Here is a 12235-nt window from a genome sequence, read left to right on the forward strand (position 1 = left end):
TTATATTGTTCTAAATACATTGATTTACTGTAGATTTAATATAATCTCGTCGGTGCCAGGCATTTTAGGCTGTTATACGTCCGGTGATGGTAGGTGATAAGGACGAAGATCCAACGGATTGTCAGCTTCGCCAAATGAACGTAAAAATTATCGCAATCTTACTAATGGGAGCATGGATTGGAATCGGAGACGCGGTCGCGCAGCCGTCGGAGGTGGACGTAAACGCGCTGTTGCAACGATTGCAAGAATTGGAGCAGCGAGTGAAGCTCCTGGAGCGCAACGCGGAATTGAACCAGGAAGCCGCGACGGACCAGGCCCAAGCGGCGCCGACGGTTTCCGTCGGTGCCGACGGATTGGTGGTTCGTTCAGCGGATACCAATTTCGTGTTTGCCCTGCACGGCTTGTTGCAGGTGGACAGCCGGACGTTTTTTGATGACGGTGGCATTGCGGGCAATGATGGCTTTTTGCTCCGGCGCGCGCGGCCGATTTTTTCCGGCACGATCTATCGCGATTTTGATTTTAATTTCTCGCCGGACTTCGGCGGCCCCACCGTGCAGATTTTCGATGCCTACCTGCACTACCGGTATCAGCCGTGGTTACAGGCGCGCATCGGAAAATTCAAAACTCCCATCGGCTTGGAATATCTGCAGCCGGATCCGGTGACCGCGTTCAATGAGCGCGCCCTGCCAAGCGGGTTGGTGTCCGGTCGAGATGTTGGTTTCCAGCTTGGCGGCGAGGTCAACGGCGGGACGTTGAGTTACGCGGTGGGGATTTTCAACGGCTTGGGCGACGGCCGCAATTCCGGCAATATGGATTTTGACGACAGCAAGGAATTTGCGGGGCGGTTATTCACGTTGCCGTTTTTGCAAGGTGAAGTGGCTGGCTTGCGTGGTTTGGGTTTGGGCGTGGGCGGAAGCTGGACGGATTATTCCCCGGCGAGCGCAACCGGTTTGCCTGAGGGCCATGGCTATAACACGGTTGGGCAGCAACAATTTTTCGCTTACAACACGACGACGGTGGCTGACGGAGCGCACTGGCGGGTGGCGCCGCAGAGCTATTATTATTTCGGTCCGTTCAGTCTGCTGGGGGAATATACTCTCTCTGCGCTGAAGGTTCGTCAGACGGTCGCGCCGTTCCAATCCGCGCTGTTGCGTCACACGGGTTGGCAGGTGACGGTGGGTTGGGTGCTGACGGGCGAGGCGGCGGCGTTTAACGGCGTGACGCCGCGTCGCGCCTTTGATCCGCGCCATGGCAACTGGGGGGCGTTCCAGATTGTGGGTCGGTATGGTGAACTGAATCTGGATGAGGCGGCGTTTCCGATTTACGCCGATCCGGCAGCGGCCGCCAGGTCGGCGCAGGTCTGGACGGTGGGCTTGAACTGGTATCCCAACAAGAATCTGACCGTCAAAACCAGTTACGCGCGCACGACGTTTGACGGTGGCGGCACGGGCGCAACTCCGCTGGCTGCGATCACGCGGCAGCCGGAACAAGTGCTTTTCACCCGGGCGCAACTGTCATTCTAAATCAATTTCAAAAAGCCAAACCTAATGAGAACAATCTGGAGTCTGCTGTGGTTGGGAATCGCGCTCAGCGTTTCTGCCAAGGACGTCAAGTTGCTCAACGTCTCGTATGACCCGACCCGCGAGTTGTATCAGGAGTACAACGTCGCGTTCGCAAAATACTGGAAGGAAAAGACCGGCGTCACGGTGAAGATTGAGCAATCGCACGGCGGCTCGGGCAAACAGGCGCGCGCGGTGATTGATGGACTGGAAGCCGACGTGGTCACTCTTGCGTTGGCGTATGACATTGACGCCGTGGCGCGAAGAGCGCGCCTGCTGGCCCCTGACTGGCAAAAGCGATTGCCTCAAAATGCATCGCCCTACACTTCGACGATTGTGTTTCTTGTGCGCAAGGGCAATCCCAGGGGCATCAAGGATTGGGCGGACCTTGTGAAACCGGGCATTCGAATCATCCCGGCCAATCCGAAAACCTCGGGGGCGGCGCGTTGGACGTATCTCGCCGCTTGGGGTTACGCGTTGAAGCAGAATGGCGGCGATGAAACCAAGGCCCGGGCGTTCGTGCAACAGTTTTACAAGAACGTGCCGGTGCTGGATACCGGCGCGCGTGGCGCGACAACAACCTTCGTGCAACGCGGCATCGGCGACGTGCTCGTAGGCTGGGAAAACGAAGCCATCCTCTCGATGAAAGAATCGGGCCGCGGCGAATTTGAGCTGGTCGTGCCCTCCATCAGCATTCTGGCGGAGCCGCCGGTGGCGGTGGTGGATAAGAATGTCAAACGCCACGGCGCGACGGACGTGGCGCAGGCGTATCTCGAATATCTTTACACGCCGGAAGGGCAGGAGATTGCGGCCAAACATCACTTTCGACCGCGTCATCCAGCCCCGACCAGTCAATTTGCGGCCCAGTTCACGAAGCTGGAACTTTTCACAATTGACGACGTATTTGGCGGTTGGCAAAAGGCGCATAAGACGCACTTTGCCGATGGCGGTTTCTATGACCAAATTCAACAAGCCAACCGCTAGAAGCCCGATGGAATTGATGATTCGAATCTCAAAAAATCTCCGGCTTGGCGGCGGGATCGTTCGGGGCGAAAGGTTTTGCCGCTGATTTGATTTTACCTAGACTTTCGCGATCTGATGGCAGGAAAAAAAACTAATGTGCTCCCGGGCTTCGGCCTGACGATGGGATACACGGTGCTCTATCTGAGCTTGATCGTGTTGATTCCGATTGCCGCGCTTTTTCTGCGGGTGTTTCAGGCGGGCGCCAACACGGCGGCGTTCACCACCGCGGATTTCGACGATTTGCCCGAACTGATCGAGCGCGTTCAGGAGCATCCCGACCAACTCTCGCTGTTCCTCTGGGAAAAGTTGCCGGCGGCCACGCGCCAGCAAATCGCTGCCGACGGCGCGACCCAGGCCGTGGCGCAACAGGATTTCATCAGCGCCTTAAATCAACTGGTCGCGGGAGAGACGATTTACAGCGCCGCGCGGTTTGATGGAATCGTTCTGAGTGATAAAGCTCAATGGTATCTCCGGCACGGCGGCTCCGTGGAGTGGTTGAACCGGACGCTTTTGGAAGACGCCTTCCATTTCAACATCAACAAGAAAACGAACTGGGTGGACCTTTGGCTTTCGGCCGTAAGCCCGCGAGCGTTGGCTGCCTACCGATTGACGTTTGGCGCTTCTTTAATCGCGGCATTGATCAACGCGGTGTTTGGCACGCTGGTGGCCTGGGTATTGGTGCGCTACGAATTTTACGGACGTCGTTTCATTGATGCGCTGGTGGATTTTCCTTTTGCGTTACCAACCGCCGTGGCGGGTTTGACGCTGGCGAGTTTATTTGCTGCCAACGGTTGGCTGGGCGGATTTTTAGCGCAGACGACGGCGGACGGTCGGCGGGAGGGCATCACGCAGTACCTGTCGTGGTTTGGCGTGGTGGTCGCGTTGATTTTCGTGGGACTGCCGTTTGTGGTGCGCACCCTGCAACCCATTCTCAAAAATTTTGAACGTGAAGTTGAGGAAGCTTCCGCCATGCTCGGGGCCGGGCGGCTGCACACCTTTCGCAGCGTTATTTTGCCGTCTTTGCTGCCCTCGATTCTCACCGGATTTGCCCTGGCCTTTGCGCGTGCAATCGGAGAGTTCGGTTCGGTCATTTTTGTATCCAGCAACCTGCCGTATCGGAGCGAGATCGCCCCGTATCTCATCGTGGTGCGACTCGAACAATATGATTACTCGGGAGCCATGACGCTCGCGGTGGTGTTGTTGGTATTCTCTTTTGGTTTGTTGGTGGGCATCAACATCATCGAGCAATGGGCCGGCAAGTTTGTAAAGGAATGAGCCGCCACCTTCTGATCATGAAAAGCTTTTTGAGGTGAACCAGCGAGTGACGTATGGCCGGAATTCTGAAACGACAAAATATCACCGGGTGCGCAAAATCTCAGCGCGGCGCGGAGGAATCGGCGTTGACCAAGTGGATGCTCATCGGCGTCGCGATGGTTTTCTGTCTCGTGTTTCTGTTGCTACCGCTGGCCAACGTGTTTGTGCAGGCTTGCGCCAACGGCGTGGGCGGCTACTGGCGGGCCATATCGCATCCGGACGCCTGGGCGGCCATGAAACTCACCCTGTTGATCGCGGCCATCAGCGTGCCGCTGAATGTCATCTTTGGTCTGGCGGCGGCCTGGGCGATTGCCAAATTTGAATTCCGCGGCAAAGCCTTGCTCATCACGCTGATTGATCTGCCGTTTTCCGTGTCCCCGGTGGTGGCGGGGCTGATGTTCGTGGTCTTGTTCGGGTTGCAGGGTTACTTCGGAGCCTGGCTGCGCGAACATGATTTGCAAGTCATCTTTGCCGTGCCGGGGATGGTGCTGGCCACAGTGTTTGTCACGTTTCCGTTTGTCGCGCGCGAATTGATTCCCACGATGCAATCCACCGGCTCGGACCAGGAACACGCGGCGCTGGCGTTGGGGGCCAGCGGGTGGCAAACCTTCTGGCACGTCACGCTGCCCGGAGCCAAATGGGGTTTGCTGTACGGCGTGATTTTGTGCAACGCGCGAGCGATGGGCGAGTTTGGCGCCGTGCGCGTGGTCAGCGGCAATATCGCCGGTAAAACGCAGACCATGCCGTTGCGGGTCGAGAGTTTGAATGACGAGTTTCAAGGACAGGCGGCGTTTGCCGTCGCCAGTTTGTTGGCGTTGCTCGCCCTGGTGACCTTGGCGTTCAAGACCTTATTGGAATGGCGTCAACAGCGGGAATTTGAACGGGCGCAGCAGGAGCAAGTAGATGGTTGATGGTGGATGGTGGAAAGGCGGAGTCGGCGCGCGCGGCCCGGCCCGTCCGTGGCAGACCAGCGCTGGAACGAAAGGAAAAACATGTTTGTTTTTGAACGATTGGACACGTGGCGGAAGGCGATTGATTTCGCCGATTTGGTTTATCGGACGACCAGTTCCTTTCCCGGGGAGGAGCGCTTTGGTCTGACCAGCCAGATGCGCCGCGCGGCCGTCTCTGTTTCCTCGAACATTGCCGAGGGCAGTTCACGTTTTTCCAAGGCGGATTTTGCCCGGTTCCTGGAGCTTGCCACGGGCTCCGTTTTTGAAGTGGTTTCACAATCATTCCTCGCCCGGCAGCAGGGTTTCTTGAACGACGCCGATTTTCAAAAACTTTATGCTGCGGCGGAAGAACAAGGGCGCATGTTAAGCGGTTTGCGCAACTCACAGTTAAAGGCCAGATGATCGGCACGGCCGTCCCATCCACTATCCACCATCAACCCTCTACTTTCCATGAGCATCGAACTTAAACAGATCACCAAAAAATTTGGCGAAGTGACGGCCGTGGCGGAGGTGAACTTTACCGTCCAGGAAGGTGAATTGGTCGGTTTGCTGGGGCCCAGCGGCGGCGGCAAAACCACCGTGCTCCGCATGATTGCCGGACTGGAGGAGCCGACGGCCGGGGATATTTTTATTCGCGGACAACGGGTGAACGACGTGTCGGTCCGGCAGCGCAACATCGGCTTCGTGTTTCAAAATTATGCGTTGTTCCGGAACATGAACGTGTTCAAGAACATTGCGTTCGGCTTGAAGGTTAAAAAGTGGAAACGCGCCGACATCGTGGCGCGGGTCGGCGAATTGTTGGCGCAGTTTGATTTGCAAGGCTTGGACAAGCGTTATCCGCACCAGTTATCGGGCGGACAACGCCAGCGGGTGGCGATTGCGCGCGCCTTGGCGCCCAAGCCCAGCGTGTTGTTGCTGGACGAACCGTTCGGCGCCGTGGACGCGAAGATTCGCCAGGAGCTGCGGGAGTGGTTGGTCACCTTGCATCACGATCTGAACGTGACCACGATTTTTGTGACGCACGATCAGGAGGAGGCGATGGAAGTCTCCAACCGGATCGTCATTTTCTCGAAGGGCCGGCTCGAACAAACCGGGGCGCCGCGGGAAGTGTATGAACAGCCGGTCAACGAGTTTGTGGCGCGATTTGTCGGCGTGATGAATGTGTTGGAGGCGGAAGTGCAGGGCGGCGTGGCCCGCGTCAACGAATTGCAATTCATCACTCCTGGTTACGCTGAAGGCGCGCGCCTGCGTCTCGGTTTCCGTCCGTACGCCGTGCAAATTTCCACGAATCTGAATCTGCTTCCCTATCGCGCGGTCCTGCGGCGCACGTACTTCCTGGGGATCATGCTCCGGCTGGAATTGGAGCTGGCCAGTGGGCTGGTGCTGCGCAGTCGCATGACCAAGGAGGAGTATTCGCAGTTGGGACTATATGACGGAGTGAAAGTCTCTCTGCGGATCAAAAACTACCGGGTGCTGGCCACTGAACATTCCCGTCTGACTCCGGAGTTGGAATCCGAGTATCAACCGCCCCCGACCTTTGGCGAAAATATCTGAGCGCGGTTCTTTCCGCCGGATTGGCCGCCCGGCTCTACGACCGGCAAGAATGTCTGTCGCTACCGGCAAGCATCGGCGACCTCATCGCGTTTCCGAAGCTCGCGACCGGCGCAGATGCGGTGACGGGACAAAAGTACAGAGTGCATAAGCCATTGACCACCATCGTCTTTTGAACCAACCTGCTGCCTGTCTGCATCGGGGACGACCCCGACGCTTTAACCTGTAAAATCAGGGACGACCCTGGCAACCAAAAGAAGATGTATGTCATGGGTCATTCTTATCATCGCGGCGCTATTCGAAATCACCTGGGCGGTCAGCCTCAAATTCACTGATGGGTTTACTCGTTTGTGGCCGAGTGTGGGCACCATCGTCGCATTGGCCATCAGCGTTGGATTGCTTGGCGTCGCGACCAAGTCATTGCCTATTGGCACCGCGTATGCCGTTTGGACTGGAATTGGAGCGGTCGGCACGGTGCTCTGCGGCATCGCCTTTCTCGGAGACCCGACCACGCCGATCCGACTGGTGTGCGTTGGGTTCATCATTCTCGGCATCCTCGGCCTTAAAATCACCTCGTAAAAGTAACAGCCAATTCCGCTTGAGCCGATGACGCAAGGCCTCGGTCAGGGGCGGGTGGTTGGCTTCAAACCACCGCGACTTGCTTGCGCCAGACCGCGGGGCTGCCTCGCGAAAGGTTGCGCGGTCGGCAAAGTAATCGACAGAAACCCCGTCGGCTGTCAGCATGGCGCAAATCCAGCCAAGTCCGCATGGCGCGTTTGCGAAAACTGAATGACGGCGGCCCGGCCGAAATCCTGGAGTTGCACCTCGGAGCGAACCTCTTCGGGCGCGACCAGGAATGTGATTTTCCCATCAACCATGCGTCCGTGTCAGCGCGCCATTGTGAATTGATTTTATCCGCCGATGGAGTGTTATTGCGCGATTTCGATTCCACCAATGGCACTTTTGTCAACGATGCGCCGGTGCGTCAGGCGGTTTTGCTGCCCGGCCAAATCCTGCGGGTGGGCAGTGTGGCTTTCGTAGTCGAGGACGTGGAAGTAAAGATTACGATTCCGGCCATTGATCACGTCGTGCCGGCGCCGCCCGTGGTTTTGCCCGATGGGGTGATGCTCTGCCAACGCCATCCGAACGCCAAAGTGACCCATCGCTGCTCGCACTGTCATTCCGTCTTGTGCGACCACTGTGTCACGCGAATCCGCCGCAAAGGCGGCAAGACACTTAAACTTTGCAAGCTGTGCAGTCATCCGGTTGCGGCGCTGGATTCCGACTGGTCCAAGTCGAAATCGTTTTGGTCCAAGCTCCGGCGCATCGCCACGCATAAATTCCCTTTTATCCACCGTGGAAAATCTGAATGACGACGGATCAGGTTCATGGGTAAATGGTCCATAGCCCATTGAAGCCACCATCAGGAAAACAGACATTGAATAGCGGCCGCGCCGGAGTGAGTCGGCCACCCGCGCCTGCTGCGCAGCTTGGCCGGAAAGATGCAGTTGGCCCAGGTGGAACGGCCAACTTGGCCGTTCTGGGCGGCAACCTGCCGCCCAGCCGAGCGCACGGAGATCGCACACCATGGGGTTCGTACTATTTGCGTTCGACTATCGGGCTGGTAGCCCGACAGAGCGGGCCAGTGGCCCGTTCCACCCAAACTCCAATCGAACCGTTCCGGCTTAGGTGCTGCGGAGTTTGAGTTGAATTGAAAGTTGGTTTGAGTTGAAATGGCCAATAAGTAATCGCGCATGAAGTTGTTGAATCAATACACCAGCCGCGAGGTGCCGGGGTTTGTGAACGTGCTGCGCACGGCCACGAACACGGCGACGGTTAGTTTGTGGAGCAAGGACAGCACGGCGTTGTTCACGCCTACCACGCGCAAGGGAGATTCGTGCTTTCAGTCTTCGCAACGCGGGACGCCTGTTCAACGCGATACTGGCTCAACCACTAATCCTTGGATTCCATAATTCGTATGCGGACTGGCATCGTGACAAAACTTGTTGGAACATTGCTTCGAGTAGTGGTGCTCTCACCTGCTCTCATGATTTTGGGCGCAGCGATTGAAAGTGTGTATCGCCCAAGCTTGTGGATTACGCCCATGAGCCGTTTCTGGTATTTGCCTTTGTTCAGCGGCCTCTTTGCACTCCTTTGCATACTTCCCTATCCGGACATTTTGTTCAAAAGGGCGGTCAAGCCACTTGTTCTCGGCGTGATTCTTTTGGTCTGCGCCTTCAAACTCCGTCACGAGTTTTTGCCGTTTCATTACGCCGCGCCGGAGTTGGCGAACCATCCTGCATATGTGGCCGAATTCGAGGCGGCGAAAAAAGAGCCGAACGGTTTGGGCTTTTCCTCAGAACGCAAAGAAGGAGGAAGGCTGCTTTGGATAGTCAACAAAGCCAACTATACCCCGCAGAACATCGTCATCATGGGAAGTTTTTGTCTAGTGCCACTCATTTTGTTCCTTCTGAGAAACCATGAGGTTTGTCGCGGCATCACTTGGCGCAACTTCACATTGCCGCCGCAAAAGGTCACAGCCAAATGAACCGTAATAAAGGGAAGTGAACCGTACGCGACCAACCACTGCACTGAACGTGCCATGAATTTTGCACTGGCGCAGCGTTCCGGCTGCACCCGGTGGCGTATTCGTATCTTGCCAATTCACCGTTGGTGGAGAAACTGTGGTTCACGAACAACACGACGCTGCGGATGACGACGACCAAGAGTTATGATTATCTGAACCGGTTGACGGGCAACACCAGCGCCGCCGGTGGCTCGAATGTGGCGGTGTTCAATTACGCCAACAACGCGGCCAACCAGCGCACGGCCATCACCAACGTGGACAGTTCCCGCTGGGTGTATCAGTACGACGCCCTCGGACAGGTGGTTTCCGGCCGGAAGTATTGGAGTGACGGCACACCCGTTGCGGGGCAGCAGTTCGAGTATGGCTTTGATGACATTGGCAACCGGAAGAGCGCGGCGGCGGGCGGAGATGCCGTGGGCGCCAACCTGCGTTACGCCAGTTACACGGCCAACAACTTGAATCAATACACCAGCCGCGAGGTGCCGGGGTTTGTGAATGTGTTGGGGACGGCCACCAATACTGCCACGGTTTCGTTGTGGGGTGACAATGGGGCGTACAGTGCGACGTCGCGCAAGGGGGATTATTTCCGGGGCGAACTGGGCGTAACCAACACGGCCAATCCGGTGTGGTTGACCATCACCAATCTGGCGGTGCTCAATAACGGCAGCAACCCGGACATTGTGACCAATACGATTGGGAAGACCTACGTGGCCAAAACCCCCGAGGCGTTTTACTACGACCTGGACGGCAATCTGACCAACGATGGCCACTGGACCTACACATGGGACGCCGAGAACCGATTGACCAAGGTGGAAAGTCTGAGTGGTGCGCCTACGGCTTCCAAACGCAAAGTGGTTTGGGAGTTTGACGGCAAAGGGCGGCGCATCCGGCAAACGACCTACAATGGTAGCAGTGGCAGTTACGTAGCGACTGAAGACTTGAAGTTCCTTGCGGACGGCTGGCGGCATATTGCCGAACTCAACGCCACGAACAATGCGCTGCTGCGCTCTTACTCTTGGGGACTGGATATGGGCCGGACACTGGATGCTGCGGGGGGCGTGGGGGGCTTGCTGATGTTGAGCAGCGTGGCCAATGGCGTGCATTTTTATGCTTATGATGGCAACGGAAATGTCGCTGCTTTGGTGAAAACCACCGACGGTAGCGTGAGCGCGAATTACGAGTATGACCCCTTTGGCGGCGTCTTGCGCAGCACGGGATTGATGGCGGATGAGAACCGCTTCCAGTTCTCGACAAAGCGAACTGATCGCACAACCGACCTTGAACTGTACGAATATCGCGTGCGGCATTTTATCTGGTTGAGCCGGGATCCAATCGAGGAGGATGGAGGTGAAAATTTGTATGGTTTTGCATGTAACAACGGCATAGGACTGATTGACCCCATTGGCCTAAAGGCGATTCGGCTCGCTTTCGGATTTGATTCAAGCGCTAGAGCCGATAAGAAGACAATGGCCTTTATACTTGAAAGCGTAATCTATTTAAAAACGAAACTTAGTGAATGTGCTAAAAAAGCGGATTGCGATTGTCCCGACCTAAAAGGCGATTTCACCGTTGCGACATCATACGACTACGATACTAAAAACAAACCAAAGCCAACCGACAACGATTACGACATGGACACGAGCGATCGTCAACTGAGAGACGATAATCTCGGGAAAATCAAAATTGCCAATTACACAATCCGGATTCTGATTACGAGATCATCAATTCACCAAACTTGGCTCGGGGAGCGCACTGGGGCACGCGCAAATACTGATAAGAACGGCACATTGTTGGCTGTCGGTTTAGCTGTGCCACATACGATAGCCCATGAAATTGGGCACTTTGCTGGTTATGTCGGCGACGCTCCTGGTGATACTTCTCATGCCAAAGACGTGGAGAATTTGATGCACTCCCCCGGGGGAGAAAAAGTTGATTGTCAATGGTGTCAAAAAGTTTCGGCTTTAGCGAAATAAGACAATTATGTTTAAGCAAGTCATCATCGTTCTGATTTTGGGCTGCCTTTTGGGCTGCGAAAGGCAAAGACAAAGTGTTTCAAAAACAGACGGGAAAATAGCACCAAGCACATTTATGCTTTCAAACGACAGCGAAATTAGGGTTCTGATATACCAACACCTGATTCGGAATTTGCTCCCATCCGGATCGAATCTTGTATTTTTTGTCAAACTAAACGAGGAAGAAAAGCGCCTATTGTTGTCGCGGGTGGAAGGCGGCGAAATCAAGTCCCCTTCGGAAGCAAAACGGAGTTCGGACGGTCCATTTGTCGACAAGGCTACTGGAGCAAATGGTGTTGCTTTGGAAATCAAGAGCTTGAGTGTTGAGGGGCAGAAAGCTCACGTACGTGCAGGTTATTTTGCCACTGCTGGGATTGTATTCGATTTCGAGTTGGAGAGGGATACAGCGTGGAAAATCATGAAGTGCAGTTCTCCCAACATTACGGAGTGAATAGCGCCAAAGATTATCTGAATCCGTTGACCGGCATCACGAGTGCCGCCGGCGGCTCGAACGTGGCCGTGTTCAATTACGCCAACAACTTGGCCAACCAGCGCACGGCCATCACCAACGTGGACAATTCGCGGTGGGTGTATCAATACGACTCTCTCGGGCAGGTGGTTTCCGGCAAGAAGTATTGGAGCGATGGCACACCCGTTGCGGGGCAGCAGTTCGAGTATGGCTTTGATGACATTGGCAACCGGAAGAGCGCGGCGGCGGGCGGGGATGCCGTGGGCGCCAACCTGCGTTACGCCAGTTGATTGAACGTTATGTTGAAGTCGCGAGGCATCCAAGTTTTGAGTTTAATGCTTGTAGTTTCGTCCATTGGACGCGCCGGGGATCAACAGGCGGCGGCGGAAGCTGTCGCTGGGAAAATCCTGGGGAAGGTCAACTTGGAGGACTATGGCGGAAACCCAGATGGCATGGAGTTCTCAAGTGATGGGAAACGTATTCTGTGTTGGTGGCTTCCACAGCCCTCTGTTGGTGATTACGACAAAATCCTCGGTCGGTCCGTTGTTTTTGACCTTGCAGGCGCGGCGGTAGCGTCTGCAACTGATTCCGGTCAGCATCTTGCTGCGGAGCAGATTATGCAGTTCCCGACCACAGCATCGCGCCAACATTTTGCGTGGTTCCTGACAGCAATGCTCTTGCCTTAATAAGAGGGCATTGGCTTGAAATCACCGCATTCCGAAAGTAAGTTGAACTCGCCACGCCAACCAATGCAGCCACGCTTCAAAATC

At 55.7% G+C, this 12235-nt stretch carries 13 protein-coding genes and 2 pseudogenes; all 15 read left to right on the forward strand.

The genetic code is table 11. The features are described from left to right. Positions 1-134: 134 nt before the first annotated feature. The 15 genes and pseudogenes from M9920_12400 (at position 135) to M9920_12470 (ending at position 12151) form a co-directional block, all read left to right on the forward strand. The gene (locus M9920_12400) at positions 135-1523 is read left to right on the forward strand and encodes an OprO/OprP family phosphate-selective porin (GenBank protein ID MCO5053093.1); all 1389 of its coding nucleotides are present in this window, start codon (positions 135-137) and stop codon (positions 1521-1523) included. A gap of 24 nt (positions 1524-1547) precedes the next feature. Next, positions 1548-2543, forward strand: a complete 996-nt coding sequence (locus tag M9920_12405) for a sulfate ABC transporter substrate-binding protein (protein ID MCO5053094.1) — start codon at positions 1548-1550, stop codon at positions 2541-2543. 114 nt (positions 2544-2657) lie between these two features. Beyond that, a pseudogene (locus tag M9920_12410) lies at positions 2658-2768 on the forward strand (sulfate ABC transporter permease subunit CysT). A 393-nt stretch (positions 2769-3161) separates the two neighbouring features. Next, positions 3162-3857 (forward strand): annotated as a pseudogene (gene cysT / locus M9920_12415) (sulfate ABC transporter permease subunit CysT). A 53-nt stretch (positions 3858-3910) separates the two neighbouring features. Further along, the gene (cysW, locus tag M9920_12420; protein ID MCO5053095.1) at positions 3911-4807 is read left to right on the forward strand and encodes a sulfate ABC transporter permease subunit CysW; all 897 of its coding nucleotides are present in this window, start codon (positions 3911-3913) and stop codon (positions 4805-4807) included. Positions 4808-4888: 81 nt separating this feature from the next. Further along, the gene (locus M9920_12425) at positions 4889-5248 is read left to right on the forward strand and encodes a four helix bundle protein (protein ID MCO5053096.1); all 360 of its coding nucleotides are present in this window, start codon (positions 4889-4891) and stop codon (positions 5246-5248) included. A gap of 48 nt (positions 5249-5296) precedes the next feature. Next, a complete protein-coding gene (locus M9920_12430) occupies positions 5297-6400 on the forward strand; it encodes an ABC transporter ATP-binding protein (protein MCO5053097.1) in 1104 nt (367 codons plus the stop codon). A gap of 261 nt (positions 6401-6661) precedes the next feature. Next, positions 6662-6976, forward strand: coding sequence for a quaternary ammonium compound efflux SMR transporter SugE (gene sugE, locus M9920_12435; GenBank protein ID MCO5053098.1), 315 nt, complete (start codon positions 6662-6664; stop codon positions 6974-6976). A gap of 188 nt (positions 6977-7164) precedes the next feature. Next, positions 7165-7770: an FHA domain-containing protein gene (locus M9920_12440; GenBank protein ID MCO5053099.1), complete on the forward strand. Its 606-nt coding sequence runs from the start codon at positions 7165-7167 to the stop codon at positions 7768-7770. Positions 7771-8151: 381 nt separating this feature from the next. Beyond that, a complete protein-coding gene (locus tag M9920_12445; protein MCO5053100.1) occupies positions 8152-8370 on the forward strand; it encodes a hypothetical protein in 219 nt (72 codons plus the stop codon). Between the two features lie 5 nt (positions 8371-8375). Further along, positions 8376-8945, forward strand: coding sequence for a hypothetical protein (locus tag M9920_12450; GenBank protein MCO5053101.1), 570 nt, complete (start codon positions 8376-8378; stop codon positions 8943-8945). Positions 8946-9070: 125 nt separating this feature from the next. Continuing rightward, positions 9071-10957: an RHS repeat-associated core domain-containing protein gene (locus M9920_12455; protein ID MCO5053102.1), complete on the forward strand. Its 1887-nt coding sequence runs from the start codon at positions 9071-9073 to the stop codon at positions 10955-10957. 7 nt (positions 10958-10964) lie between these two features. Next, positions 10965-11447, forward strand: coding sequence for a hypothetical protein (locus M9920_12460; GenBank protein ID MCO5053103.1), 483 nt, complete (start codon positions 10965-10967; stop codon positions 11445-11447). Beyond that, positions 11444-11755 carry a hypothetical protein gene (locus M9920_12465; protein MCO5053104.1) on the forward strand — a complete coding sequence of 104 codons (312 nt, stop codon included), beginning with the start codon at positions 11444-11446 and terminating at the stop codon, positions 11753-11755. Before M9920_12460 ends, M9920_12465 begins: the two co-directional genes overlap by 4 nt. Positions 11756-11764: 9 nt before the next feature. After that, positions 11765-12151, forward strand: coding sequence for a hypothetical protein (locus M9920_12470; GenBank protein ID MCO5053105.1), 387 nt, complete (start codon positions 11765-11767; stop codon positions 12149-12151). Positions 12152-12235 lie beyond the last annotated feature (84 nt).

This window comes from Verrucomicrobiia bacterium (genome assembly GCA_023953615.1).
Lineage (GTDB): Bacteria > Verrucomicrobiota > Verrucomicrobiia > Limisphaerales > JADLHS01 > JADLHS01.